Annotated in this window: 21 protein-coding genes; 4 read left to right on the forward strand and 17 right to left on the reverse strand. The window is 54.5% G+C overall.

The window, feature by feature from the left end:
• The first annotated feature begins 163 nt into the window (after positions 1 to 163).
• Together A6A26_RS22190 and queD are read left to right on the forward strand one after the other, a co-directional pair.
• On the forward strand, positions 164 to 991 hold the full coding sequence (locus A6A26_RS22190) for an arylamine N-acetyltransferase family protein (RefSeq protein ID WP_063880748.1): 828 nt from the start codon (positions 164 to 166) through the stop codon (positions 989 to 991).
• A 129-nt stretch (positions 992 to 1,120) separates the two neighbouring features.
• Positions 1,121 to 1,480 (forward strand): 6-carboxytetrahydropterin synthase QueD, encoded by a 360-nt coding sequence (gene queD, locus A6A26_RS22195; RefSeq protein WP_063880749.1) that lies wholly within the window; start codon positions 1,121 to 1,123, stop codon positions 1,478 to 1,480.
• A gap of 123 nt (positions 1,481 to 1,603) precedes the next feature.
• Here the strand turns inward: queD and queE are convergent, their stop codons facing one another.
• From queE to rlmD, 7 genes are all read right to left on the reverse strand, one after another.
• Positions 1,604 to 2,275, reverse strand: a complete 672-nt coding sequence (gene queE / locus A6A26_RS22200; RefSeq protein WP_063880750.1) for a 7-carboxy-7-deazaguanine synthase QueE — start codon at positions 2,273 to 2,275, stop codon at positions 1,604 to 1,606.
• A 138-nt stretch (positions 2,276 to 2,413) separates the two neighbouring features.
• Positions 2,414 to 3,529 carry an endonuclease/exonuclease/phosphatase family protein gene (locus A6A26_RS22205; protein WP_063880751.1) on the reverse strand — a complete coding sequence of 372 codons (1,116 nt, stop codon included), beginning with the start codon at positions 3,527 to 3,529 and terminating at the stop codon, positions 2,414 to 2,416.
• A 249-nt stretch (positions 3,530 to 3,778) separates the two neighbouring features.
• Complete coding sequence (gene eno / locus A6A26_RS22210) at positions 3,779 to 5,074, reverse strand: phosphopyruvate hydratase (protein ID WP_063880752.1); 1,296 nt, start codon at positions 5,072 to 5,074, stop codon at positions 3,779 to 3,781.
• A 76-nt stretch (positions 5,075 to 5,150) separates the two neighbouring features.
• Positions 5,151 to 6,788: a glutamine hydrolyzing CTP synthase gene (gene pyrG, locus A6A26_RS22215; protein WP_063880753.1), complete on the reverse strand. Its 1,638-nt coding sequence runs from the start codon at positions 6,786 to 6,788 to the stop codon at positions 5,151 to 5,153.
• A 229-nt stretch (positions 6,789 to 7,017) separates the two neighbouring features.
• Positions 7,018 to 7,806, reverse strand: coding sequence for a nucleoside triphosphate pyrophosphohydrolase (gene mazG / locus A6A26_RS22220; protein ID WP_063880754.1), 789 nt, complete (start codon positions 7,804 to 7,806; stop codon positions 7,018 to 7,020).
• A gap of 92 nt (positions 7,807 to 7,898) precedes the next feature.
• Entirely contained in the window at positions 7,899 to 10,130 is a 2,232-nt protein-coding gene (gene relA, locus A6A26_RS22225; protein ID WP_063880755.1) for a GTP diphosphokinase, read from the reverse strand.
• Positions 10,131 to 10,162: 32 nt separating this feature from the next.
• Entirely contained in the window at positions 10,163 to 11,482 is a 1,320-nt protein-coding gene (gene rlmD, locus A6A26_RS22230; protein ID WP_063880756.1) for a 23S rRNA (uracil(1939)-C(5))-methyltransferase RlmD, read from the reverse strand.
• An 86-nt stretch (positions 11,483 to 11,568) separates the two neighbouring features.
• Between rlmD and barA the strand changes: the two genes are divergently transcribed.
• A complete protein-coding gene (barA, locus tag A6A26_RS22235) occupies positions 11,569 to 14,298 on the forward strand; it encodes a two-component sensor histidine kinase BarA (RefSeq protein WP_063880757.1) in 2,730 nt (909 codons plus the stop codon).
• Between the two features lie 61 nt (positions 14,299 to 14,359).
• Here the strand turns inward: barA and A6A26_RS22240 are convergent, their stop codons facing one another.
• From A6A26_RS22240 to A6A26_RS22265, 6 genes are all read right to left on the reverse strand, one after another.
• Positions 14,360 to 15,499: a glycerate kinase gene (locus A6A26_RS22240; protein WP_063880758.1), complete on the reverse strand. Its 1,140-nt coding sequence runs from the start codon at positions 15,497 to 15,499 to the stop codon at positions 14,360 to 14,362.
• Between the two features lie 74 nt (positions 15,500 to 15,573).
• Entirely contained in the window at positions 15,574 to 16,458 is an 885-nt protein-coding gene (garR, locus tag A6A26_RS22245) for a 2-hydroxy-3-oxopropionate reductase (RefSeq protein ID WP_063880759.1), read from the reverse strand.
• 17 nt (positions 16,459 to 16,475) lie between these two features.
• Complete coding sequence (gene garL / locus A6A26_RS22250) at positions 16,476 to 17,246, reverse strand: 2-dehydro-3-deoxyglucarate aldolase (RefSeq protein WP_063880760.1); 771 nt, start codon at positions 17,244 to 17,246, stop codon at positions 16,476 to 16,478.
• A 46-nt stretch (positions 17,247 to 17,292) separates the two neighbouring features.
• Positions 17,293 to 18,624 (reverse strand): glucarate dehydratase, encoded by a 1,332-nt coding sequence (gudD, locus tag A6A26_RS22255; RefSeq protein WP_063880761.1) that lies wholly within the window; start codon positions 18,622 to 18,624, stop codon positions 17,293 to 17,295.
• Between the two features lie 10 nt (positions 18,625 to 18,634).
• Positions 18,635 to 19,981, reverse strand: a complete 1,347-nt coding sequence (locus A6A26_RS22260) for an enolase C-terminal domain-like protein (protein WP_063880762.1) — start codon at positions 19,979 to 19,981, stop codon at positions 18,635 to 18,637.
• A 9-nt stretch (positions 19,982 to 19,990) separates the two neighbouring features.
• On the reverse strand, positions 19,991 to 21,334 hold the full coding sequence (locus tag A6A26_RS22265) for an MFS transporter (protein ID WP_063880763.1): 1,344 nt from the start codon (positions 21,332 to 21,334) through the stop codon (positions 19,991 to 19,993).
• Between the two features lie 511 nt (positions 21,335 to 21,845).
• Here A6A26_RS22265 and garD point away from each other — a divergent pair.
• Complete coding sequence (garD, locus tag A6A26_RS22270; protein WP_063880764.1) at positions 21,846 to 23,405, forward strand: galactarate dehydratase; 1,560 nt, start codon at positions 21,846 to 21,848, stop codon at positions 23,403 to 23,405.
• Between the two features lie 122 nt (positions 23,406 to 23,527).
• On the opposite strand, the gene A6A26_RS22275 is transcribed toward garD, so the two are convergent.
• From A6A26_RS22275 to syd, 4 genes are all read right to left on the reverse strand, one after another.
• Entirely contained in the window at positions 23,528 to 23,974 is a 447-nt protein-coding gene (locus A6A26_RS22275) for a flavodoxin (RefSeq protein WP_063880765.1), read from the reverse strand.
• A 12-nt stretch (positions 23,975 to 23,986) separates the two neighbouring features.
• Positions 23,987 to 24,766 carry a tRNA pseudouridine(65) synthase TruC gene (gene truC, locus A6A26_RS22280; protein WP_063880766.1) on the reverse strand — a complete coding sequence of 260 codons (780 nt, stop codon included), beginning with the start codon at positions 24,764 to 24,766 and terminating at the stop codon, positions 23,987 to 23,989.
• A complete protein-coding gene (locus A6A26_RS22285; RefSeq protein ID WP_063880767.1) occupies positions 24,760 to 25,095 on the reverse strand; it encodes a YqcC family protein in 336 nt (111 codons plus the stop codon). The genes truC and A6A26_RS22285 overlap by 7 nt, the downstream gene beginning before the upstream one ends.
• 580 nt (positions 25,096 to 25,675) lie before the next feature.
• Complete coding sequence (gene syd, locus A6A26_RS22290) at positions 25,676 to 26,224, reverse strand: SecY-interacting protein (RefSeq protein WP_063880768.1); 549 nt, start codon at positions 26,222 to 26,224, stop codon at positions 25,676 to 25,678.
• Positions 26,225 to 26,275: the final 51 nt, after the last annotated feature.

Genomic DNA, 26,275 nt, shown 5'->3' on the forward strand with positions numbered 1-26,275 from the left:
AAAATGACTAAATGGTTTTTCAGATAAAATTAATCGTTAAAAGTGGTAACGACAGGGTGAGTTAACAAACTTAGCTAATCATACTGTCGGTAGGACGTTCCGACTGGTTATCGTGCTAAAGGGATGGCATAAAGACAGGAAAACCGCCACGGAGTGACGACAGATGCCAGACAGTATCACAGCATTACCGGCTGCATTGGCAGAGCAGAGTCTGGAAAAACTTGGCTTCAGCTCGCCTCCTGCCCCTGACGAGGCCGGACTGAGCACGCTTTATCGCGCCTGGTGCCAGTCCGTGCCCTTTGATAACCTTCGCCGACGTCTCATCACAGAAGACGACCGCGCCCTTCCCCTGCCTGGTAGCACGGCCAGCGACTTTTTCACTCACTGGTTAACCTTTGGCACAGGCGGTACATGCTGGGCTGGCCACGGCGCGTTGTATGCCCTGCTCGCGTATTTGGGGTTTCACGTGCAGTTTGGCCTTTCCACCATGCTGTCTTCGCGTCCGGCACCCGTGGGTTCTCCCGGTCATGGCATGTTGATTGTCAAGCTGGATGGACGCACGCTGGTGGTTGACAGCACGCTGCTCCACGGCGATCCGCTTCCGCTGGAGGCCCGGCTGAACCCGCATCCCGTCTGGGGCACCCGCGTCCATCAGCATGATGGCAGCTGGTGCATACACTGGAAGCCGCTGGGTCGGGCATGGCTCGACTGTAAAATTCTGGAAACCGACCTCTCCGCTGACGCGTTCCAGTCACGTCATCAACAAAGCCGTAGCAACAGTCGCTTTGACGGTGCCCTGCTGATTCGCCGCGCTAACGGCGAGGCGATCACGGGAATCGTGAAGGGAGAGCAGGTCATCCGGGATCGCCAGGGAAAAGAAAGCGTTACGCCGCTGTCACGTTCAGAGCAGCACCGGCTGCTGATTGAGGAGTACGGCATCGCGGAAGCCCTCGTCGCGCGACTTCCGGCTGACGATCCGGTATATCGCTGAGCGCTTTTTAAGGAAAGTGGGGGACGCGTTTTACCATTCTGGCTTAATCGTCGTTAAACGGCGCTTAGCGGATGCGAAAAACCGCCTTTTCAGGTAGAATTCAGCGGTTTTTAATGCCTGAGAGCGATTATGTCTACCACGTTATTTAAAGAGTTCCAGTTCGAAGCCGCGCACCATTTACCCAATGTGCCGGCAGGACACAAATGCGGCCGTTTGCACGGTCACTCATTCCTTGTTCGTCTGGAAATTACCGGTGAAGTGGATGCGCATACCGGCTGGGTCATGGATTTTGCAGAGCTGAAAGCGGCGTTCAAACCCCTCTATGACAGGCTTGATCACTACTATCTTAATGAGATCCCTGGGCTGGAGAATCCCACCAGTGAAGTTCTGGCGAAATGGATTTGGGATCACATGAAGCCTCGTCTGCCGCTGCTGAGCGCGGTGATGATTAAAGAAACCTGCACCGCAGGCTGCACCTATCGCGGTTAATCCGCTTCGCTACGGCCGCTCAGGGTCGATCGCCCGTATCTTCACCTGTTGATCGGCCTGCTGCCGCCTTTCCAGCGCGGCGTCATGTTAACGGTCTGGCGGCCAAAGGCCGCCAGCGTTTTATCAGGCAATATTCAGATATTTATGGGTCTGCATCGACAGTCGCCAGTTGCGCGCAATGCAGGTTTCAATACACAGCTTTGTTGCCTCATCTTTGCGACTAATTGGCTGCAGCGCAATGATACGTGCTTTGCTGTCGTGGATGCCTGCCAGCAAATCGTTTAACGCATCCACATCACGTTGCCGGGCAACCGGGTGCTTAATTTCATCCGCACGGCTCAGGGCCTGTGCCAGGACGTCATAACCGCCACGCATGTTTACCTTGGGTGAAACGGTCACCCAGGTGGCATCAGCGCAGTGGATTTCGTGGGTCCCGCTGGTTTCAATCTGACACTGGAATCCCGCAGCCTCAAGTGATGCAGTCAGCGGACGCAAATCATAGATAGCCGGTTCACCGCCGGTGATCACCACATGGCGAGCCGTCCAGCCCTGTTGTTGTATGCTGCTCAGAAGCGTCGCCGCATCGGCATTGCCCCAGGCATCGCTTTCCACCGTTTTGACCAGAATATCGCCTAATGATGTTTCCCGATCCGCCTGTTTTTCCCAGGTGTGCTTGGTGTCGCACCAACTGCATCCTACCGGACATCCCTGTAAGCGGATGAAAATAGCCGGCACGCCGGTGTAATAACCTTCGCCTTGCAGCGTCTGGAACATTTCGTTAATCGGGTACTGCATAATGGTCTCTTTGGTTTTTTCAAAACGCGATTATCGCAGAACACCGGGTTGAGATCATGTCAGGTGATGCGAAAGGGCGCGAGCTGTTCGGCACGCGCCAGCACGCAGGTCAGCAGAGGGCTGTGTTCAGCAGCCCGTTCAGACGGACAGATCCACCCAGACCGCCGCATGATCCGAGGCGGCATTAACCTCTTTTTTCAGTTCGGGATAGGTTTCCCACTTTACCGGACGCACGCCAGGCCACATCCCTTTGCGCCATACACCGCCCTTCTCTACCTTTTTCCACAGCGCGGGCGACAGCAAAATATAGTCAATCTTGTTGCTGGCAGTGCAGCCGCCCCAGGTCCCTGGATAGCCGCCGTTATCAAACTTTTCATGGGTGAAGATATCTTTCAGGTCGGTTTCTTTCAGCAGCGGCGACAATGCATCACTGTCCGGCGTATCGTTAAAGTCGCCGGTGATGGCAATCAACGTTTGCCCCTCTTTGATGCGTTGCTGATAAATCGCTTTCACCCGTTCGGCCTGCTGCTTGCGGCGGGCATCGGAACTGGCTTTAGCGCCGTAGCCTTTACTCTTAAAATGGTTAACCAGCACGTGCAGAGTTTGGCCATCGGCCAGCGGAATCGCAAATTCGGGACAGTCGCGAGAGAAAATCAGGTTGCCCTGTTTATCTTTATCATCAACGTGGCTGCGGATGGTGTCGATGGCAAAGCCTGCCGCGGTCATCAGTCCGACATCGATTCCCCGCTCATCGTTGCCGTCAATCACCATGACATGATCAAAAGGCGTTCCCTGGCGGGCCGGCAGCATGGCGTTGTTGAATTCCAGCAAGGCGGGACGGCTTTCTGCCTCCACCACGGTCAGGATATCCGCGTGAAGGTCAATCATGACCTGTGCCGTTAGCCCCATGGCAATTTCGTCTACCGGCGCGCGGCGCAACTCCAGCGAACCCACCCAATCGGCACGGCCTGCGGCAATAATTTTTATTCCGCTGTTGTCTGTCGGTCGGGTCAACAGTTTGCCCCGGTTACGCCGGAGAATAACAAAGGGCCCGGTGTCGGACGTTTGCAAGCCAAGTGCATCCATCAATTCGACCATCTGTTTTTTGTCCGCGTCGCTGTATTCCACCTGTCCCAGCAGGGCATTAAGTTGGGCAAATTTTTCCAGCGTCGGTTTGCCCACTCGCCATTCATTCTGGTTCATTGCTCTGGCGCGATCGAACAGGTTTTCAACGTTATAAGAAGCCAGTCTCATGCGTATCCCCTTTCAGGCAGTCAGAAATGTGAACCTGAAAGCACCCGCAGACGCGCTTCAGGCAAGCGGCAAGGTGCATTGTCTGTTACAGGCGCACGGTGCTCGTCGTTCAGTGTCGATGGGTTTTGTGAAGAATGGATGTAAACAGCATAGACGTCGCGGAAAAATGTGAGGTGAGCGGCATAACCTGTGGGCATAAAAAAACCCGCCAGCATGGGCGGGTTTTATCAGAAGTCAGAAGCAGTAAACTTACTGGCCTTTCACTTCTTTCAGACCGTTGAACGGGGCTTTTGCACCCAGCGCTTCTTCGATACGGATCAGCTGGTTGTACTTCGCAACACGGTCAGAGCGGCTCATTGAACCGGTTTTGATCTGGCCTGCAGCTGTACCGACCGCCAGGTCAGCGATGGTCGCATCTTCCGTTTCACCTGAACGGTGAGAGATCACAGCGGTGTAGCCTGCATCTTTCGCCATTTTAATCGCAGCCAGGGTTTCGGTCAGAGAACCGATCTGGTTGAATTTGATCAGGATGGAGTTAGCGATACCTTTGTCGATACCTTCTTTCAGGATCTTGGTGTTAGTGACGAACAGGTCGTCGCCCACCAGCTGGATTTTGTCGCCCAGCACTTTGGTCTGGTAGGCGAAGCCATCCCAGTCAGATTCGTCCAGGCCATCTTCGATAGAAACGATCGGATACTGCTTGGTCAGATCTTCCAGGAAGTGGGTGAACTCTTCTGACGTGAACGCTTTACCGCCTTCACCCGCCAGAACGTATTTGCCATCTTTGTAGAACTCAGAAGCCGCACAGTCCATAGCCAGGGTAATGTCTTTACCCAGCTCATAACCTGCTGCTTTTACCGCTTCCGCGATAACAGCCAGCGCTTCGGCGTTAGAACCCAGGTTTGGCGCATAGCCACCTTCGTCACCTACCGCCGTGCTCATGCCTTTGCTTTTCAGCACTTTTGCCAGGTTATGGAACACTTCAGAACCCATACGGATCGCTTCTTTCACGTTTGAAGCGCCAACCGGCTGAATCATGAATTCCTGGATGTCGACGTTGTTGTCGGCATGTTCGCCGCCGTTGATGATGTTCATCATTGGCAGAGGCATAGAGTATTTGCCTGGGGTGCCGTTCAGTTCAGCGATGTGCTCGTACAGCGCCTGACCTTTAGAGGCCGCTGCCGCTTTCGCTGCAGCCAGTGACACGGCCAGAATGGCGTTAGCACCGAAGTTAGATTTGTTCTCAGTACCGTCCAGGTCGATCATGATTTTATCGATGTTCGCCTGATCTTTCGCGTCTTTGCCTTTTACCGCTTCAGCAATCGGACCGTTAACCGCAGCAACGGCTTTGGTTACGCCTTTGCCCAGGAAACGGGATTTGTCACCGTCACGCAGTTCCAGTGCTTCACGAGAACCGGTAGATGCACCTGATGGTGCCGCAGCCAGACCAACGAAACCACCTTCCAGGTGAACTTCTGCTTCAACAGTTGGGTTGCCACGTGAGTCGATAATTTCGCGACCGATGACTTTTACGATTTTGGCCATTACGATTTTCCTCAGTACAAGTTAGTCAATTCTAAGACAAACAACGCGCGAAAAGTTCGCGCGTTGTTCGTTAAACTTATTTCGCTAAACGCTTCTGATGCTCATGTGCTGCCTTCACAAACCCGGCAAACAACGGATGACCATCGCGTGGCGTCGATGTGAACTCGGGATGGAACTGGCAAGCAATAAACCACGGATGATTGGGGATCTCAATGATCTCAACCAATTGATCATCACCAGACCGGCCCGCCACACGTAAACCCGCTGCCTCGATTTGCTTCAGCAGCATGTTGTTCACTTCATAGCGGTGACGATGGCGCTCAACAATGGTGTCAGAACCGTACAGCTGGCGAACCTTACTTTCCGGGTTTAGCTGACACTGCTGGCTGCCGAGGCGCATGGTGCCGCCCAGATCGCTCTGTTCAGTACGCACTTCCACATTGCCTTCTTCGTCACGCCATTCGGTGATCAGTGCGACCACCGGATACTTACAGTCTGGCACAAATTCTGTAGAGTTTGCGCCTGCCATACCGGCAACGTTACGGGCGAACTCCATCAAAGCCACCTGCATGCCGAGACAGATGCCAAGATAAGGCACGTTGTTTTCACGCGCATATTTCGCCGTCATCAACTTGCCTTCTACGCCACGATAGCCAAAACCACCGGGGATCAGAATGGCATCTAAATCTTTCAGCAATTCGACACCACGGGTTTCAACATCCTGTGAGTCAATCAGCTTGATATTCACGGTCACGCGATTTTTCAGACCGCCGTGCTTCAGCGCTTCTATAACGGATTTATAAGCGTCCGGCAGTTCGACATATTTGCCCACCATGCCGATGGTGACTTCGCCGCCTGGATTGGCTTCTTCATAAATCACCTGCTCCCACTCCGCCAGATTGGCTTCCGGGGCGTTCAGGTTGAAACGCTTACAGATATAGTCATCCAGGCCCTGCGATTTCAGCATGCCCGGGATTTTGTAAATCGAATCGACGTCTTTCAGCGAGATAACGGCTTTTTCCGGCACGTTACAGAACAGCGCAATTTTGCCACGCTCATTCGCTGGCACCGCGCGATCGGAACGGCAGATGAGAACGTCAGGCTGAATACCGATGGAGAGCAGCTCTTTAACAGAGTGCTGCGTTGGCTTGGTTTTCACCTCGCCCGCCGCGGCCATGTAAGGCACCAGCGTCAGGTGCATGTACATCGTGTGCTCGCGGCCCACATCCACCGCCATCTGACGAATCGCTTCCAGGAACGGCAAGGATTCGATATCACCCACCGTGCCACCGATTTCGACCAGCACGACATCATGGCCTTCGCCGCCTTCAAGAATGCGCTCTTTGATCGCATTCGTGATATGAGGGATAACCTGAATGGTGGCACCAAGATAGTCACCGCGACGCTCTTTGCGCAGGACTTCTGAGTAGATACGACCCGTGGTGAAATTGTTGCGGCGCGACATTTTAGTGCGGATGAAGCGCTCGTAGTGACCCAAATCCAGATCGGTTTCGGCACCGTCGTCGGTGACGAACACTTCACCATGCTGAGTTGGGCTCATGGTACCCGGATCGACGTTGATGTACGGGTCCAGTTTCATGATGGTCACATTCAGACCACGCGCTTCAAGAATGGCTGCGAGGGAGGCTGCGGCAATGCCTTTACCCAGAGAGGAAACGACCCCGCCGGTCACAAAAATATAATTCGTTGTCATGCTGAACCTGAGAGTTTAGGTTTAAAGACGGTGGAATAACCAGGACGGGAAAACAGTATACTGGAAACCGCTATCAGCCACAATTGGTGAATCACATCCATCTCCCAACGCATTGCTGCGGGTAACATAGCGGATAGCGGTAAACAAAATTTTGACCTGCGTCACAAATCTGGCGTCAGGCTGAATCGAGTAAGCTCAAGAGAGCAATTTATGCTCGCTGCTGGAATAATCAGCTTTTTTCCTTCGCCTTAACCTGTTGCCAGGCGGCTTCCATTTGCGCCAGGGTGGCGCCCGGCATCGTCAGGCCCTGCGCGGTGATAATGGCTTCTACCGCACGGAAACGGCGCTCAAACTTGTCATTGGCTTTCTGCAGCGCCGTTTCGGCCTTGCTGCCCAGATGACGGGAAAGATTTACGGTAGCAAACAGCAGATCGCCAATCTCTTCTTCCAGCTTTTGTGGATCAATCACGCTTTGCTGTGCCTCATGCATCACTTCGTCGATCTCTTCGTGCACCTTATCGACCACCGGGCCAAGCGTGGTCCAGTCAAAGCCCACGTTGTGGCATCGCTTCTGAATTTTATGGGCGCGCATCAGTGCAGGGAGCGCTTTCGGAATATCGTCCAGCGCGGAGTGCTGCGCTTTTTCTGCCCGTTCGGCGCTTTTAATCGCTTCCCAGTTTTTCAACACCTCCGCACTGCTCTCTGCCGTGCCCTCTGCGAAGATATGCGGATGACGGCGCTCCAGCTTGTCACTGATGGCGTGACAAATATCATCAAAGTTAAAACGCCCCTGCTCCTGCGCCATCTGAGCATAAAACACCACCTGGAAAAGCAAATCGCCCAGCTCGCCGCGGAGATCCTCAAAGTCTTCACGCTGGATAGCATCCAGCACTTCATAGGTTTCTTCCAGCGTGTAAGGCGCAATAGTGGCAAAGGTCTGCTCGCGATCCCACGGGCAGCCCTGCTGCGGATCGCGCAGGGTTTTCATAATGCCCAGCAGGCGATCAATAGAGGTCATATGGCAATCCTTCAGGTGTTCAGTTGGCGTAACAGCGGTGATAAAAGCAGCCAGGCGCACGTCAGAAAGCACGTGCGCCTGATAACAGAAGTTTAGTGCAGACGTCGGGCATCAATAATATCAGGCACCTGGTTCAGGCGAGACAGGACGCGCCCCAGCACCTGATGATTATAAATTTCAATATCCATATCAATGGTGGCTAACTGTTTTTTCGTATCGCTACGGCTTGAAACCCCCAGCACGTTCACCTTTTCATTGGCGAGGATGGTGGTGATATCGCGTAACAGCCCGCTACGATCGTTGGCCGTGACTCTCACGACCAGTGAATAGCCGCTGGAATAGCTTTCGCCCCACACCGCATCCACGATGCGCTCAGGCGCGGTGGAAATCAGCTCAGACAGCTGATCGCAGTCGGCGCGGTGAATCGAAATGCCGCGTCCGTGGGTGATAAATCCGACGATATCATCGCCCGGAATCGGCTGACAACAGCGTGCAATGTGGTGCATCAGGTTGCCAACGCCTTCCACCACCACGCGACCGCTCTCTTTTCGTGAGGTGGGCGCGTGCGATTTTTGCGTAAGCTGACGCAGGGCTTCGCGGTCTTGCTCTTCGGCAGTCGGCTTATTGAGCTTCGCCTGCAGGAAATTCACCATCTGGTGCAGGCGAATATCACCGCCGCCAATAGCGGCCAACAGCTCGTCCAGCGAGGTGACGTTATAGCGCGGCAGCAGCAGCTTCTCGGCCTCACGCAGGCTGATATCCATCTGGTTCAGCTCGTTATCCAGAATCTGGCGGCCCGCCAGGATGTTTTTATCCCGATCCTGTTTACGGAACCAGTTATGAATTTTGGCGCGACCACGGCTGGTGGTGATGAATCCCAGGTTCGGGTTCAGCCAGTCACGGCTCGGGTTCGGCTGTTTTTGGGTAATGACTTCAACCTGATCGCCCATCTGCAGTTGATAGGTGAAGGGCACGATGCGCCCGCCAATCTTCGCGCCGATGCAGCGATGACCGATATCGCTGTGAATATGGTAAGCAAAATCCAGTGGCGTAGAACCCGCCGGTAAATCCACCACATCCCCTTTTGGGGTAAAGACATAAACGCGGTCGTCAAACACCTGACTGCGCACCTCTTCCAGCAGCTCGCCGGAATCCGCCATCTCTTCCTGCCATGTGATCAGCTTACGCAGCCAGGCAATGCGCTCTTCGTGACCTGCCGCCCCGCGCGCATGGCTGGACGACGGGCCCTCTTTGTATTTCCAGTGCGCGGCCACGCCCAGCTCTGCATCTTCATGCATCTGACGGGTACGGATCTGGATCTCGACGGTTTTGCCCTCAGGCCCCAATACCACGGTGTGGATCGACTGATAGCCATTGGGCTTGGGATTTGCTACATAGTCGTCAAACTCATTGGGCAGATGGCGATACAGCGTATGCACCGTGCCCAGTGCGCCATAACAGTCCTGCAGCCGCTCGGCAACGATACGTACCGCGCGCACATCAAAGAGTTCATCAAACGCCAGCGACTTCTTCTGCATCTTGCGCCAGATGCTGTAGATATGCTTCGGACGGCCGTACACTTCTGCCCGCACGCCCTCTTTTGCCATCTCTTTACGCAGGTTATTAACAAAGTTTTCGATGTACTGCTCACGGTCAATGCGGCGCTCATGCAGCAGCTTAGCAATGCGTTTGTACTCATCAGGATGCAGGTAGCGGAAGCAGTAATCTTCCAGCTCCCATTTAAGCTGCCCAATGCCCAGCCGATTCGCCAGCGGTGCATAAATGTTGGTGCTTTCTTTCGCTGCCAGTACGCGCTCATCTTCCGGCGCGTCTTTGACTTCACGCAGGTTCATGATGCGCTCAGCCAGCTTCAGCACGACGCAGCGGAAGTCTTCCACCATGGCCAGCAACATGCGGCGGACGTTATCCACCTGCTCGGAGGCCATGGAGTCGTTATGAATGGCTTTCAGCTGACGGATGGCGTCCATATCACGAACGCCGTGCACCAGCGAAACGATGCCTTTGCCGACGGTTTTTTCCAGCTCTTCTTCGCTGACCACTTCGTCATTAGCAAGGGGGAAAATCAACGCGGCGCACAGGCTTTCAATGTCCATGCTGAGCATCGAGAGGATTTCCACCATCTCGATACCGCGCCACAGCAGTAGCGACTGGTGAGGATGCCCCTGAGTCTGCGCTTCACAATAGCGCCAGGTTTCAGCGAGACGATCACAGGATTGCGGGTTAGCAACGCCAAGGCTGGCGATCCACTGGTCAAGGGCAAACTCCCCTTCCGTATTTAAATGTGCACTTCTAACCGCAACCATATCCTCTCCTGCACAGCGCCCCTGCCGGACACTTATATTTTTTTTCTGAACAGCACCATGGATTCGAGATGACGGGTATGAGGAAACATATCCAGCATCACGACCCTTTCCAATTGGTAACCCGCCGACAGCAAGGTGCTACTGTCACGTGCGAGTGTCACAGGATTACAAGATACATAGACCACGCGTTCTGGCGATAATTTTACGACATGTGCCATAACACCTGCCGCCCCAGCGCGTGCCGGATCGAGTAATACCTTGTTAAAGCCCTGCATAGCCCAGGGCTGATGCGAAACATCTTCTTCCAGATTGTGCTGAAAAAATCTGACGTTTTTAAGATTATTCACGTCAGCATTATACGCTGCCTGTTGCACTAATGCTGCAACGCCCTCAACACCTACGGCACGTTGTACCGATTTTCCTACAGGAAGCGTAAAGTTTCCCATGCCACAAAACAGATCCAGAACCCGATCTTCAGGTTGTAAATCAAGCCATTCGATGGCCTTCGCCACCATCTGCTGGTTGACCGCATCATTGACCTGAATAAAATCCTGTGGACTGAAGATTAGCTCAAGCTGGTGAGAATGATAAAATGGTCGCTGTTCGCTAAATCCGCGCAGCGTCTCACTTCCATCATCCAGAAACAGCATCAGTTGGTGCTGATGCGAAAAACGTTCCAGTTTTGCTATATCGTCGGAGCTTAATGCATCCAGATGGCGCAGTAGCAGCACTGAGCCATTGTCAGCCTGCACCAGTTCAACATGTCCTAACCGTTTGACAGCATTAAGCATGGTGAGACAATTGCGCAGCGGAATAATTAGCGCTTCAAGTTGGGGCACCATAACAGGGCATTGCTGAATATCGACCAGATCGTTGGTAGATTCCTGGCGAAACCCCATCAGTAACTGCTGACTTTTGTTATGCCATTGTAAACCAAGGCGGGCGCGACGGCGGTAGCCCCAGGTGGGCCCGGCAATAATGTCATCAACCGCCACGGGCTGGTTCGCGGCCTGGGTCAGCATGCGCGCCAGCGCACGCGATTTACTCTGCTGCTGCAACGCTTCATCAGCATGTTGCTGCTGACAGCCACCACAGCGGCTAAAATGAGGACAGCGTGGCTCAACCCGTGACGCGCTGCGGCTGAGCAGGCGCACCGTTTTCGCTCTGGCAAACTGGCGTTTGTCCTCCAGCAGGCTTACCTCCGCCTCTTCGCCAGGCAGCGCACCCGTGACAAACAGGGTTTTCCCTTTGTGCCGGGCCACGCCCTGACCAAACGGGTCGAGGTCTTCAATGGTGACGGTGATCCGTTGTTTGGTCGTCACGCGCTGTTTTGCGGAGTAAAATTGCGCCATAGTGTGGTTCTTTCTCTTTTAGATTCGATGTGCATAAGGTTCAGCGGATGCACAGGGACGTCAATGCCGGACAGCAGGCGACTATTATGACCAAATACAGCCTGCGGGCGCGAATGATGATTTTAATTTTGGCCCCTACGTTGATGGTAGGTTTGCTGCTCAGCTCATTTTTTGTGGTGCATCGCTACAACGAGCTACAGCGACAGGTCATTGAGGCGGGTGCCAATATCATTGAACCGCTGGCAATCTCCACCGAATACAGCATGACGTGGCACAATCGTGACGCGCTACGTGAACTGGTTAGTTTACTGCATCGCCGCCATTCCGGGATCGTTCGTGCCATCTCCGTCTTTGACGACAATAATCAGCTCTACGTCACCTCCAACAACAATCAAAACCTCAGTCTGGAATCAAAACAGGCTATTCGCGCGCTTCCTGACGATGTTTCCATCGAAGGCAGCGGCAACCTGCTGATTTTACGTAAGCCGATAACGTCTGAGCGTTACGCCGTTGACGAGCTACCGGAACAGGATGCCAAACCCGCAGGCAATCCTCTGGGCTACGTGGCGATAGAACTGGATCTGCAATCCGTGCGCTTGCAGCAATACCGGGAAGTCTTTATTGCCACCCTGATGCTGTTGTTCTGCCTGTGCATTGCCATGCTGTTTGCCTACCGTCTGATGCGGGATGTCACCGGCCCTATCCGTAATATGGTCAGTACCGTTGACCGCATTCGCCGTGGGCAGTTAGACAGTCGGGTGGAAGGTCATATGCTCGGCGAGTTGAGTATCCTGAAAAACGGGATCAACGCCATGGCAATGTCGCTCACCGCTTATCACGAAGAGATGCAGCACAATATTGACCAGGCCACCTGGGATCTGCGGGAAACGCTGGAGCAACTGGAGATTCAGAACGTCGAGCTGGATCTGGCCAAGAAGCGGGCGCAGGAAGCCGCCCGTATCAAATCCGAGTTTCTGGCAAATATGTCTCATGAGCTGCGTACGCCGCTCAATGGCGTGCTGGGCTTTACCCGACAGATGCTGAAAACGCCGCTGCGCACTACTCAACGCGACTACATGCTGACCATTGAGCGCTCGGCCAATAACCTGCTGTCGATCATTAATGACGTGCTTGATTTTTCTAAGCTGGAAGCCGGCAAACTGATGCTGGAGTCCATTCCCTTCCCGTTGCGCGCCACCCTGGATGAAACCCTGGTTTTACTGGCTCCGTCGGCCCATGAAAAAGGGCTGGAGCTGACCGTGGTGTGCAATAACAGCGTGCCGGATAACGTTATCGGTGATGCGCTTCGTCTGCAGCAAATCCTGATCAACCTGATGGGAAATGCGATTAAATTTACCGAAAAAGGCACGATTAATTTACGCGTAGATCAACACACCATCACGGCGACCCATGTCGAGCTGGAGATTCAGGTTCGCGACACCGGCATTGGCATTTCCGAAGAGCAGCAGGCGCAGTTGTTTCAGGCATTTCGCCAGGCGGATGCCAGTATTTCTCGCCGCCACGGTGGATCGGGGCTGGGGCTGGTGATCACCCAAAAGCTGGTGCGGGAAATGAACGGGGAGATTACTTTCGTCAGCCGCCAGAATCACGGCTCTACCTTTTGGGTGCGCGTTAAGCTCGACCTCAACCCCAATGCACCGAGTATGCCGCGGGTACTGGATGCGCTGTCGAATACGCGCATGGCCTATGTTGAAGCCAACCCAGATGTTGCCAGCGCGGTGGTGGAAATTTTAGCTGCAACGCCGTTGCAGGTTGAGCACAGCTTAACGCTGGAAGGCCTGAGCCAGCCGCGCTATCCCATTCTGTTGATGGCAATGCCGGTCAACGCCAGCCAACCGCAGGTGCTTGAGGACAGGCTGATCCATTCCCTGCTGGAAAGCGCGGATCTGGTCATTATGGCGCTGCCGAGTCCGATGATGTTACTGGCCGATGAGCTGAAAGTGCGCGGTATTGATGGCTGTATCACGAAACCCGTCTCGCAAACGCGCCTGCTGCCGATGCTGCTGGAGCTGCATGCGCGTCACAGCAATGAAATGTCCGCTTCGCCGCGCCTGCCGCTGACCGTGATGGCCGTGGACGACAATCCTGCTAACCTGAAGCTGATCGGGGCGCTGCTCGAAGAACAGGTGCAACACATCGTACTGTGTAATAACGCCGAGCAGGCTATTCGCGTCGCCCACCGGCAAGCGTTGGACGTCATTTTAATGGATATACAAATGCCGGATATTGATGGCATCCGCGCCAGTGAGATCATCCGTACGCTGCCAAACCATGCAGCCACGCCGATAGTTGCCGTTACCGCTCATGCTATTGATGGTGAACGCGAGCATCTGATCAGGGCAGGAATGAACGACTATCTTGCCAAGCCAATTGATGAAAACAAGCTCGCTCAGGTTCTGGCGCGTTATATGCCAAGCCCGACCACCACGGTGCCAGAGCTGCCCCAAATATTGCCAACGCTCGACTGGAAGCTGGCATTACGCCAGGCAGCAAATAAACCGGACCTGGCACGGGATTTACTACGAATGCTGCTGGAGTTCTTACCGGAAGTGCACGGTAAAATGGCGCAGGCCATGGCCGACAATGACGCGATCGCCTTACGCGAGATCATTCATAAACTTCACGGCAGCGCCAGTTACAGCGGCGTGCCACGGATGAAACAGCTGTGTCGTAAGCTTGAGAAAGAACTTCATCAGGCCAGTGATATCGAAGCGCTGGAGCCAGAACTCCTGGAGCTTCAGGATGAAATGGAGAACGTCGCCACGCAGGCACGGCGCATACTCTCCATGCCTTAATCAGTACAGGGTGATGATACGACGGCCCTGTCACTGCTGCATGGCGGGGCCGTAAAAACGTTTAGTGAAAACCGGCGATTTTCATTGTAGCGGCCACATTTCGCGCAGTGAGCCGGACATTGTTTTCTGCCCCTTTCAGGGCCTCATCCAGCGAGCAAATACGGTAAAGCACGCTAAACACCGCATCTAAGCCATGCTGATGTACCACACCGACATCGTCAGTCAGGCTGCCAGCAATCCCTATCACCGGAATATTAAAACGCTTGGCGACGTTGGCGACGCCAATGGGCACTTTGCCATTGATACTCTGGCTATCGATGCGTCCCTCGCCGGTGATGACCAGGTCGGCGTCTTTTACCTGTTCTTCCAGTCCCAGTGCTTCGGTAACAATCTCAATCCCGCGACGTAGCTCCGCCTGACAAAAAGCATGCAGTGCAGCGCCCATACCACCGGCTGCGCCGCCGCCACTGACCTGCAGCACATCAATGCCCAGATCACGCTGAATAATGGTGGCGTAGTGCGTCAGTGCCCGATCCAGTTGCTCAACCAACTCGGGCGTCGCGCCCTTCTGTGGGCCAAAAATCGCTGAGGCACCATGAGCGCCCGTCAACGTATTGGTGACGTCACAGGCTACTTCAAAGCGGCAGTGACGGATACGGCTGTCCAGCCCGCTAATATCAATGCTTGCCAGCTCGGGCAAGGCACCGCCGCCCTGACCAATTTGCTTGTGCTGCTTATCCAGCAAGCGGGCGCCCAGCGCCTGCATCATGCCTGCACCGCCGTCATTGGTGGCACTGCCACCAATGCCAATAATGATATGTTTAACGCCTTTATCCAGCGCATTTTTAATCAGCTCTCCTGTACCAAACGAGGTGGTGATCAGGGGATCGCGCTGCGCTGCCGGTACCAGCTCCAGGCCGCTGGCCGCCGCCATTTCGATGTAGGCGGTATCTTCATTACCCGATAAGCCATAAAACGCCTCAACGGGTTCACCCAGCGGACCGGTTACCGTTAACCTGACCCTTTTTCCCTGCGTCGCGGCCACCATCGCTTCAACCGTACCTTCGCCACCATCAGCGACCGGTATTTTCACATAATGGGCATCGGGGAAAACCTCACGGAATCCCGCTTCGATTGCCGATGCCACTTCCAGGGCAGAAAGACTTTCTTTATATGAATCCGGTGCGATTACGATTTTCATAGGCAATCCAGGCGGTATTAATTAACGATTAGAGAGTGAAAGTGGCCCGACGTCCGCAGAAGCCGGGCGAGTCATTAACGAGAGATTTCGACGTTGGCTAATTTTTCATAATAGCAGGCCAACGCGCTGTGGTCGGCAGTTCCCTGTCCGTCATTACGCAGCGCCTGCATCATCTCCATCACGGCCGCCGTCAGCGGAAGGTGCGCACCGATGCTGTGCGAGGTATCCAGCGCGTTAGCCAGGTCCTTGATATGTAAGTCAATGCGGAAGCCCGGCTTAAAGTTGCGGTCCATCACCATTGGCGCTTTGGCATCAAGAACGGTACTTCCCGCCAGGCCACCACGAATCGCCTGGTACACCAGTTCCGGACTCACGCCCGCTTTGGTCGCCAGGGACAGGGCTTCTGACATCGCAGCGATATTCAGCGCCACAATCACCTGGTTTGCCAGTTTAGTGACGTTGCCCGCCCCGATGTCACCGGTGTGAACCACCGATCCCGCCATGGCTTTCATGATGTCATAGCACTCGTCAAACACGGCCTTATCGCCGCCCACCATGACTGACAGCGTCCCTTCAATCGCTTTGGGCTCGCCGCCACTCACCGGCGCATCCAGCATTTTAATTTGTTTTGCCGCCAGCGCATCGTGGATTTCCCGGCTCGCCAGCGGCGCGATGGAGCTCATATCGATCACAATCAGGCCCGGTTTAGCGCCGTCGATGATGCCGTTTTCGCCCAGGCAGACTTCTTTCACCTGCGGTGAGTTGGGCACCATGGTGATGACCACGTCACACTGTTGGGCCAGTTCTTTGGCATTCGCCGCCGTTGTCGCGCCGAGCTTCACCAGTTCAGCTTCGTTTTCTGCATTGTGATCGCGCACCACCAGTGAATAACCAGCTTTTAACAGGTTTTTACTCATTGGTTTGCCCATGATGCCCAGGCCAATAAAGCCAATTTTCATTTCGTTTCTCCTGATGATTACTTTTTGAATTTGTCACACAACGCCTGAGTGGCACTACGAAAAACACCGAGATCGCTGCCTACGGCAACGAAAGTCGCGCCCCATTCGAGATAGCGCCGCGCGTCCACCTCAACCGGTGCCAGAATACCGCTGGGCTTGTTAGCCGCTTTTGCCCGCTCAAAGATGTGTTTGATGACCTTCAATACCTCCGGGTGCGCGGGCTGCCCAAGGTAGCCAAGTGCGGCAGACAAATCGCCAGGGCCGACAAAAATGCCGTCCACCCCGTCAACGGCCGCGATAGCATCAATATTGTCCACGGCCTGCTGCGTTTCTATTTGTACTAACACAGCAATGTTGTCGTTAATGGTGCCGTTATAATCCGGCACCGTGCCGTACATGTTGCTGCGATGAGAAACCGACACGCCGCGAATCCCGGCAGGCGGATAGCGCGTTGAGGCCACCGCACGTCTGGCGTCTTCTTCGTTCTCTACAAAGGGGACGAGGATGTTGTTAAAACCAATGTCCAACAGGCGCTTAATAATTACCGGTTCGTTACAGGGTGGACGCACCACCGGCGCACTGGGGCTGCCCTTCAACGCCATGAGCTGAGGCACAAAGGTGGTGATATCGTTGGGTGCGTGTTCACCATCCAGTACTAACCAGTCAAATCCGGCCAGCCCCAACACTTCGGTCGAGAGAGGACTTGCCAGGGCACACCAACTGCCGATCAGGGTTTCACCAGCCAGCAGGCGGCGGCGAAATTCATTTGGCCAGGCTGTATTACTCATGATTTAGCTCCTGTGGAACGGGCTTCCTCAAGGAAGCCCAAAAAAGTTAACGCACCAGGCACGGGCGCTTGTTATCAAACGTCCACTGCGGGATCAGGAACTGCATCGCCTGCGCATCATCACGTGCGCCCAGACCATGCTTTTGATAGAGCGCATTGGCCTGCATGACCTGATCCATATCCAGTTCAATACCCAGCCCCGGTGCCTGCGGCACCGCGACCATGCCACCTTCAATCTGGAAAGGCGTTTTGGTCAGTCGTTGATTGCCTTCCTGCCAGATCCAGTGTGTATCAATGGCGGTGATCTTGCCCGGTGCGGCAGCGGCAACGTGGGTGAACATCGCCAGTGAAATGTCGAAATGGTTGTTGGAGTGCGAACCCCACGTCAGGCCAAACGCGTGGCACATTTGCGCCACGCGCACGGAACCCTGCATCGTCCAGAAGTGCGGGTCCGCCAGCGGAATATCGACCGACTGCAAAGATAAGGTGTGGCCCATTTGACGCCAGTCAGTGGCAATCATATTGGTGGCGGTAGGCAAGCCGGTTGCCCGTCGGAATTCAGCCATCACTTCGCGCCCGGAATAGCCCTGCTCTGCGCCACAGGGATCTTCTGCATAGGCAAGCACGCCTTTAAGCTGCTTGCCCAGCGTAATGGCTTCGTCCAGCGACCAGGCTCCGTTGGGATCAATAGTGACGCGCGCCTGCGGGAAGCGTTTCGCCAGCGCCGTAATCGCTTCTGCCTCGTCGCTGCCGCTCAGCACGCCACCTTTGAGCTTAAAGTCGTTAAAGCCGTATTTTTCATAGGCGGCTTCAGCCAGACGCACCACCGCATCGGGCGTGAGCGCTTCCTGATGTCGCAGGCGATACCAGTCGCAGGCGTCGTTGTCCTGGTTCTGATAGCCCAGTGAAGTCTTATTGCGATCGCCAACGTAAAACAGATAACCCAGCATTTCTACTTTGTCGCGCTGCTGCCCATCGCCCAACAGCGAGGCAACATTAACGCCCAGATGCTGCCCCAGCAGATCCAGCAGTGAGGCTTCGATCCCGGTAACCACATGAATCGTGGTGCGCAGATCAAAGGTCTGATTACCCCGGCCGCCGGCATCGCGATCGGCAAAGGTGGTGCGAACCAGGCTCAGGATGTTTTTATATTCGCCAATCGTTTTCCCCACCACCAGCGCCGCGGCATCTTCCAACGTCTGACGGATTTTTTCGCCGCCGGGAATTTCACCTACGCCGGTATGGCCGGCGTTATCGTTAATGATGACGATATTTCGGGTGAAGAAAGGTGAATGTGCGCCGCTCAGGTTCAATAACATGCTGTCATAACCGGCGACGGGAATAACCTGCATGGCGGTAATTTTCGGTGTCGTATTCATCTGTTATCCCTTAAGCAGAGGCCCGGCCAAACGCCGGGCGTTTACGGTCAAATGTCCAGCCGGGTACCAAATACTGCATGGCCGTGGCGTCATTGCGCCCGCCCGCTGGCAGTGATTTGTAGCGTTCGTTTGCCAGGCGGAGTTGTTCCCAGTCCAGTTCAATACCCAGGCCTGGCGCATCTGGCACCGCAATTTTTCCCTGACGGATCTGCAGCGGATTTTTCGTCAGGCGCTGATCGCCCTCCTGCCAGATCCAGTGGGTATCTATCGCGGTAGGTTTACCGGGCGCGGCGGCACCGACATGGGTGAACATCGCCAGGGAAATATCAAAGTGGTTATTTGAGTGGCAGCCCCAGGTTAAGCCCCATTCATCGCAAAGTTGCGCGACCCGCACGGCACCGCTTAACGTCCAGAAGTGCGGATCGGCCAGCGGGATATCAACGGCATTCAGCATCAGCGCATGATTCATTTCACGCCAGTTGGTGGCGATCATGTTGGTGGCGACCGGCAAGCCAGTGGCACGACGAAACTCGGCCATCACCTCGCGTCCTGAATAACCCTGCTCAGCGCCACAGGGATCTTCCGCGTAGGTCAGCACATCCTGCATGCCCTTGCACAGCCCGATCGCTTCGTCCAGCAGCCACGCGCCATTGGGATCGACGGTGATTCGTGCCTCGGGAAAACGTTTTTTCAGCGCCTGCGCGGTGGCGATCTCCTGTTCGCCCGGCAGCACGCCGCCCTTGAGTTTGAAATCTTTGAAACCGTATTTATCCTGTGCCGCTTCCGCCAACCGGACAACGGCCTCGCTACTCAGGGCTTCCTGATGACGCAGGTGATACCAGTCATGCTGTGCCTTCTCGCCGGACAGATAAGGCAAATCGGTTTTACGGCGGTCACCTAAGTAGAACAGGTAGCCCAAAACGGTCACCTCGTTGCGCTGCTGACCCGGACCGAGCAGCTCAGCGACCGGAACCCCCAGACATTGTCCCAGCAAGTCCAGCAATGCAGCCTCCAGTGCCGCGACCGCGTTGACGCGCAGTTCAAACGTCCAGGCGCCTTTGCCAAAGGTATCGAAATCGGCGGACTGGTTCCCCTGATGAACCTGCTGAACCAGCCGGTTCATGCGGGCGACCTGCTGACCGATCACCTGGGGTACGGCATCCACCAGGGTTTGATAGATGGTTTCGCCGCCTGGCGCTTCACCCAGCCCGGTGTGTCCGGCGCTGTCAGTCAGGATCACGATATTGCGCGTGAAGCAGGCATTATGGGCCCCACCAATATTCAGCAGCATACTGTCATAGCCAGCCACAGGAACGACCTGCATATCGGTAATCACGGGCGTTGATTGTGTATTCATGCTGGCTCCTTAACGTGTTTTCAGTTCGATGCGCTTGATGTTATCCACCAGCACCAGATAACTAAGCACGGCAACGAACGCGTGAATGCCCACATAAACCAGCGCACCGTTATAGGAGCCGGTAGACGCAATGATGTAGCCGATTGCGATAGGCGTGACGATGCCGGAAACGTTGCCAAACATGTTGAACAGACCACCGCTCAGCCCGCTGATCTCTTTCGGCGCAGTGTCCGCCATCACGGCCCAACCCAGCGCACCGATGCCTTTACCAAAGAAGGCGGTCGCCATGAACAGAACCACAACCCAGTCCGTCTCAACATAATTACAGACCACCATGGAGGTAGAGAGCAGCATCCCAAGGACAATCGGCGTTTTACGGGCAATATTCAGAGAGCCGGTTTTGCGCATGAGCCAGTCGGATATCACCCCACCGAGCACACCACCGATAAAGCCGCAGAGCGCAGGAACCGAGGCGACAAACCCCGCCTTGAGGATCGACATGCCACGCGCCTGTACCAGATAGACCGGGAACCAGGTGATAAAGAAGTATGTCAGAGCGTTGATACAGTACTGACCGATATACACACCGATCATCATGCGCGATTGCAGCAGTTGCTTAACCTGGAACCACTTATCACTTAAGCTGACTTTTTGCTTCACGCTTTTCTGATCCATGTTGATCAACGCGCCGCCCTGCTCCATGTATTCCAGTTCTGCTTTGTTCACGCCAGGATGATCGCAGGGATCGTGAATCACTTTGAGCCAGACGAGGCTCAAAATAATCCCCAATCCCCCCATAAACCAGAACACGTGCGCCCAGCCCACGGCAGAGGTCAGCCAGCCCATAACTGGCGCAAAAATCACCGTAGCGAAATATTGTGCAGAGTTGAAAATTGCCACTGCCGTCCCGCGTTCCTGAGCCGGGAACCAGGCCGCGACAATACGGCTGTTGCCTGGGAATGAAGGCGCTTCAGCCAGCCCCACCATAAAGCGCAGCATAAACAGCGTCATCACAATGGTGTAACCGCTGAACAAGTCCACAAAGCCTTGCAGCAGGGTAAATAACGACCAAAGGAAGATACTCCAGAAATAGACGCGCTTAGAACCAAAGCGGTCCAGCAGCCAGCCGCCGGGGATTTGTCCGATAACATACGCCCACGAAAAAGCAGAGAAGATAAAGCCCATTCCCACCGGGTCGAGGCCGATATCTTTTGCCATCGCCGAACCCGCAATAGACAACGTGGCGCGGTCGCCGTAATTGAATGAGGTCACAATAAACAGCATGACCACGATCCAGTAACGCGCGTTGGTGCGTTTTTGTACCGCCTCCGTTGTCTGGTGATAACTACTCATGATGCACTCCTGAAATATAGCGAAAGCCACATTCGCTCTGACTGCATACACATCGCGTTGGGTATCAGAGAGATGTAGGTTAAACACGGCGATTTTTTTAATGGCAAACCGATAATGCGTCGTGACAAATAACCTGCCCGGGAAAACGGAAATCAGTATATGAAGCTGATTTGGTTGAGGCATTGGAATATCACCCTGGAATAAGGTGAAAAGGAGGAGGCTTTTTTGTGCCGTTGCATAAAACGCTGCGGAACGTTTCACGTATTTTGTAAAAAATCACAAAAAGCGCGCCCATAGGCGTGGAGATAACTGGCTTTGTGAGAATCTTCACTTGATTTAGTAAAAAGACATTAAAACTGCGTCACCAGAACGCCGAATATAGGTCAATTGCACAATGTGCGGGCGGTATTGCCTCTTTATACTGACCCTGGCAGATACCGAACCTGTGACACCTGGCTTATCATAATGAATGCGCCGCGCAAACAAGGCGCTACCCACTGGAAGGTGAGCGATGACCCCAACATCAAAAGAACAACCGCTCTGCATCAAAGTTCATGAAAATGACAATGTTGCGATTGTGGTGAACAGTCTGGGCCTGGCCGCGGGCACCACGTTTAGTGATGGATTGACATTGATTGAGCATGTCCCCCAGGGACATAAGGTTGCGCTGCAGGCGATTCCTCAGGGCCAGGCCGTGCTGCGTTATGGTGAAGTGATTGGCCTTGCGATTCGTGATATTGCCCAAGGCAGTTGGATCGATGAATCACTCATTGCGCTTCCGGACGCGCCCGATTTGCAGAGTTTGCCCCTGGCGAATAACGTTCCGCCTGACCTGCCACCGCTTGAAGGTTATACCTTTGAGGGTTATCGCAACGCCGACGGCAGTGTAGGCACACGTAACCTTTTAGGCATTACCACCAGCGTTCACTGTGTGGCGGGCGTGGTAGATTATGTGGTGCAAATGATAGAGCGTGATTTACTGCCCCGTTATCCCAACGTGGATGGTGTGGTTGCGCTGAATCATTTGTACGGCTGTGGTGTGGCGATCAACGCCCCTGCGGCGGTCATCCCTATCCGTTCCGTCCACAATCTGGCCCTCAACGCGAATTTCGGCGGCGAAATCATGGTGGTCAGCCTGGGTTGTGAAAAGTTACAACCTGAGCGCTTACTGGCCGGTACGCCCGACGTGCAGCCTGTCTCGCTGGATGACGAAGATATTGTGCGTTTGCAGGATGAGAAACTGGTGGGCTTTGGCGCGATGGTGGATGAAATCCTTCAGGTGGCAGAGCGCCATTTGCAGCGGCTGAATCAGCGCCAGCGTGAAACCTGTCCGGCCTCTGAATTAGTCGTGGGGATGCAGTGCGGCGGCAGTGATGCCTTTTCCGGCGTAACGGCGAATCCCGCAGTGGGGTTTGCGTCCGACCTGCTGGTGCGCAGTGGCGCGACCGTGATGTTCTCTGAGGTTACCGAGGTGCGCGACGCGATTCACTTACTGACACCGCGTGTGATCAATCAGGAAGTGGGGCAGCGGCTGATTGAAGAGATGGCCTGGTATGACAGCTATCTTGATCAAGGCAAAACCGATCGCAGCGCCAACCCCTCTCCCGGTAACAAGAAAGGCGGGCTGGCAAATGTGGTGGAAAAAGCCCTTGGCTCCATTGCCAAATCAGGTCGCAGTCCGATTGTGGAAGTGCTGTCCCCGGGGCAACGCCCTTCGCGGCGTGGACTGATTTTTGCCGCCACGCCCGCCAGCGATTTTGTGTGTGGAACCCAGCAACTGGCCTCCGGCATCACCCTACAGGTTTTTACCACCGGCAGGGGAACGCCTTATGGTCTGGCTGCAATTCCGGTGATTAAAATGGCGACCCGCAATGCGCTGGCGGAGCGCTGGCATGACCTGATGGATATTAACGCCGGCACCATTGCCACAGGTGAAGAAACCATCGAGCAGGTTGGCTGGCGGTTATTCGAATTGATTCTGGACATTGCCAGCGGCAGAAAACAGACCTGGTCAGATCGCTGGGGGATTCGTAATCAGCTGGCCGTCTTTAATCCTGCGCCGATAACCTGAGCAAGATGCCGTTATGACTGCGCTAACGGAACGGCCCGCACGGCCTGATCCCGTTAGTCAGAATGGGCTGCCGCCCGTTTAGAATGGGACGGCAGCGAAACAGCAAGGCTGACATGCGCTTATCAGAGCTGTTTGCCCCATTGCTCAACCCATGGAGTGGTAACGGATTCAGGTTCCGGATCTTCCGTGGCATCCACCAACAACACCTCCCCTACCCGTTTGGCTTGATGCTCCTGCAACAGGGCGTCAAAACGTTTGCCCGCGCCACAGAAGTTTTCGTAGCTGCTGTCGCCTAGCGCAATGACGCCATAGCGCAGTGTCGGCTGGTGGCCCAGTTTGTCCTGCACGTCGTGGAACAGGCCAGAAATCGTATCCGGAAAATCGCCCTGACCCGTGGTTGACGTAATCACTAAGGCGACATCCTCTGCATAGCCTTGCCAGTCGGCTAACCCAGGATCTTCAAAAATCTTCACGTCATGGCCTTGCTGCTGCAAAACCGGTTCTGCTTCTTCTGCCACCAGTAATGCATTGCCATATACGGTGCCTACAAAAATACCAATTTTCGCCATTTCTCTTCCCCTTTATTCCGTCACGCTATCCTGACCTGAGCCAGCCATAAACTCAACCCGTGGCACATCAGGTAAACAGGCCTGCCAGCCAAACTGATCCAGAACGCCTTGCCAGACAGCATCCAGCCCGGCACGAATCACCAAGGGTGCTTTAGTCACAGGATGGCTGAGCGCCAGGCTGCTGGCATGTAACATTAAACGGTTAGCGCCAAAGTGCTCAGCTGCGCCGCGGTTCTGACGCAAATCACCATGGGCTGAATCACCGATGATGGGATGGCGCAAATGGGACATGTGCCGACGCAACTGATGCTTACGGCCGGTTTTCGGTTTGAGCTCAATCAGGCTGTAACGTGCGGTGGGATAACGACTGACCGCAACCGGCATCTCTACCTTTGCCAGCGCATGATAATCGGTCACAGCAGGCTGTGGCACGCGCGCATCAGTGACAAATTTGTCGGCGATTTTATCCAGTTCTTCAACCAACGGATAATCCAGCCGATCGCTGCCTTCAAGCCAGCCACGTACCACGGCGTGATAGGTTTTCTCCATGTGGTGATGCTCAAACTGCTGCGACAGCAGGCGGCCCACTTCACTGGAAAGGCCCATTAACAGCACGCCCGACGTGGGGCGATCGAGCCGGTGCGCCGTAAAAACATGCTGGCCTATCTGGTCGCGCACCGTCTGCATCACAAACTGGGTTTCGTGGCGATCGAGCCAACTGCGGTGCACCAGCCAGCCGGCAGGTTTATTCACCGCCACCAGCCACTCATCCTGATAAATGATCTCTAACATCCGGCAGACTCATCCTCCAGAAGGGCATCCAACTGCTGTAACGTGAGGAGCAGCAGCGAACGACCGGGCTGCTCAGGCGTTAAGGCGACCTCAAAATAGGGCGCGACCGCGAAGTTCTTTGGCAAAGGTTGCCGGGCATCAATGATGGCCCGAACGCGCGGAATCAGTACCCACTGTAACCATTCCAGCGGTTGAAGTGTGTCGAGGAAAAAAGGTTGCTCGCTGGTGAACGCCTGAGCGTCTGGTGCAGCGGTCTGCCAGAGATTGTGCTCGTGCATTATCGCTTCGACCTGCTCGAGCCGTTGAATAATTAAGTGTTCCAGCGTCATGCATCACCTCTGACTGGGGAAAAATGGGCGGCAAGCATAACCCGCAGGCACAAAAAAAGGGAGCACTGTCATTAAACAGTGCTCCCGGTTCGTTTGCAGCTTTCCGGCTACGTTAGTGCTCCCTGCTCATCCGTGACAACTTTTCCCGTGCGAACTCCATCCGCGTATCATCCTGATCAATCCTTAGCCTCCTGGCCCGCCGCCTCTTCTAAGGGGCTCTCATTCTCCATCCTGGAGGTGTCCGTTAACTCAGTCCTGAGTGTCCTGCTTCATCCTGAAGCCTTCCTTGTGACGTAAACTCCGTTACGTTCCGGCCTCCTGGCTACCGTCATCCTGACGGCTCCTGTTGTCCAGGACATCCTGTCCGCGAGTGATATTCTCGTCAGAAACTACTCAAGGCACAAGGTGTTAAAATGATTTATAACCTTACCTTATAGAAGCTGCCCATCAGCGCGGCTAATAAGTTAATGATTTACAATATTTTTACATCTTTTCGGCATGAAGGACGCGTGAATTATAGAGCGATCTCTCACAAGGTTTGTAAGAGATCTCTCACACGGCTGCTAGCAGATATCTGTAACTAGTCACTAAGCGGTTGTAAATTATTGAGAAAAGAGGGGATATCGGACGCCAGCGTGACGCGCTTTTTCTGCCCGGGTGTTTCCAGAATGACATTCCCGCTGATGTTACACAGCGAGATAATATTCTCTTCAGAATCCGTGGTCGCGATAAACAGGCTCGGGGCCTGTTTCAGACGTCGCTGCATCACTAAATGACCGATCAGGTTTTCCTGCAGTCGAACAAAGTCCTCTTCGCTCCAGACCTGCAGTAACGTCAGCCTGTTTTGTTCATAGCTGGCGCGCATGTCTCCGGCGAACTGGCTGGTATAAAATGCGGTGATTTGCGGATCAAGCTGGATCTCCAGCGCTCGCTCAACGGCATCCAGCGATGGCGGCAGGCTAAAGGGCTGGGGCTGCCAGAGGGCACGCTCTCCACGGTTCTCCAGCAGGCAGGGCGAGGGTACGCCATACAGGTCACTGCTGGCCGGCGCATGGCCGTAATCCTGCTGCCAGTGCTGGCAGTATCGGGTGGTGAAATCGATTAAGGCGTCAGCCGTTTGCTGCATCATTCAAATTCTCACTTCTGATAGGTTACACTTACTCACTTTGATGACCTCAGT

It is taken from the genome of Pantoea sp. OXWO6B1 (assembly GCF_001641135.1).
Classification (GTDB): Bacteria; Pseudomonadota; Gammaproteobacteria; order Enterobacterales; family Enterobacteriaceae; genus Pantoea; species Pantoea allii.

Excerpts from the sequence above, each read along its gene's own strand:
- A6A26_RS22190 (WP_063880748.1), top strand. The coding sequence starts at position 164 with ATGCCAGACAGTATCACAGCATTACCGGCTGCATTGGCAGAGCAGAGT.
- queD (WP_063880749.1), top strand. The coding sequence starts at position 1,121 with ATGTCTACCACGTTATTTAAAGAGTTCCAGTTCGAAGCCGCGCACCAT.
- queE (WP_063880750.1), bottom strand. The coding sequence starts at position 2,275 with ATGCAGTACCCGATTAACGAAATGTTCCAGACGCTGCAAGGCGAAGGT.
- A6A26_RS22205 (WP_063880751.1), bottom strand. The coding sequence starts at position 3,529 with ATGAGACTGGCTTCTTATAACGTTGAAAACCTGTTCGATCGCGCCAGA.
- eno (WP_063880752.1), bottom strand. The coding sequence starts at position 5,074 with ATGGCCAAAATCGTAAAAGTCATCGGTCGCGAAATTATCGACTCACGT.
- pyrG (WP_063880753.1), bottom strand. The coding sequence starts at position 6,788 with ATGACAACGAATTATATTTTTGTGACCGGCGGGGTCGTTTCCTCTCTG.
- mazG (WP_063880754.1), bottom strand. The coding sequence starts at position 7,806 with ATGACCTCTATTGATCGCCTGCTGGGCATTATGAAAACCCTGCGCGAT.
- relA (WP_063880755.1), bottom strand. The coding sequence starts at position 10,130 with ATGGTTGCGGTTAGAAGTGCACATTTAAATACGGAAGGGGAGTTTGCC.
- rlmD (WP_063880756.1), bottom strand. The coding sequence starts at position 11,482 with ATGGCGCAATTTTACTCCGCAAAACAGCGCGTGACGACCAAACAACGG.
- barA (WP_063880757.1), top strand. The coding sequence starts at position 11,569 with ATGACCAAATACAGCCTGCGGGCGCGAATGATGATTTTAATTTTGGCC.
- A6A26_RS22240 (WP_063880758.1), bottom strand. The coding sequence starts at position 15,499 with ATGAAAATCGTAATCGCACCGGATTCATATAAAGAAAGTCTTTCTGCC.
- garR (WP_063880759.1), bottom strand. The coding sequence starts at position 16,458 with ATGAAAATTGGCTTTATTGGCCTGGGCATCATGGGCAAACCAATGAGT.
- garL (WP_063880760.1), bottom strand. The coding sequence starts at position 17,246 with ATGAGTAATACAGCCTGGCCAAATGAATTTCGCCGCCGCCTGCTGGCT.
- gudD (WP_063880761.1), bottom strand. The coding sequence starts at position 18,624 with ATGAATACGACACCGAAAATTACCGCCATGCAGGTTATTCCCGTCGCC.
- A6A26_RS22260 (WP_063880762.1), bottom strand. The coding sequence starts at position 19,981 with ATGAATACACAATCAACGCCCGTGATTACCGATATGCAGGTCGTTCCT.
- A6A26_RS22265 (WP_063880763.1), bottom strand. The coding sequence starts at position 21,334 with ATGAGTAGTTATCACCAGACAACGGAGGCGGTACAAAAACGCACCAAC.
- garD (WP_063880764.1), top strand. The coding sequence starts at position 21,846 with ATGACCCCAACATCAAAAGAACAACCGCTCTGCATCAAAGTTCATGAA.
- A6A26_RS22275 (WP_063880765.1), bottom strand. The coding sequence starts at position 23,974 with ATGGCGAAAATTGGTATTTTTGTAGGCACCGTATATGGCAATGCATTA.
- truC (WP_063880766.1), bottom strand. The coding sequence starts at position 24,766 with ATGTTAGAGATCATTTATCAGGATGAGTGGCTGGTGGCGGTGAATAAA.
- A6A26_RS22285 (WP_063880767.1), bottom strand. The coding sequence starts at position 25,095 with ATGACGCTGGAACACTTAATTATTCAACGGCTCGAGCAGGTCGAAGCG.
- syd (WP_063880768.1), bottom strand. The coding sequence starts at position 26,224 with ATGATGCAGCAAACGGCTGACGCCTTAATCGATTTCACCACCCGATAC.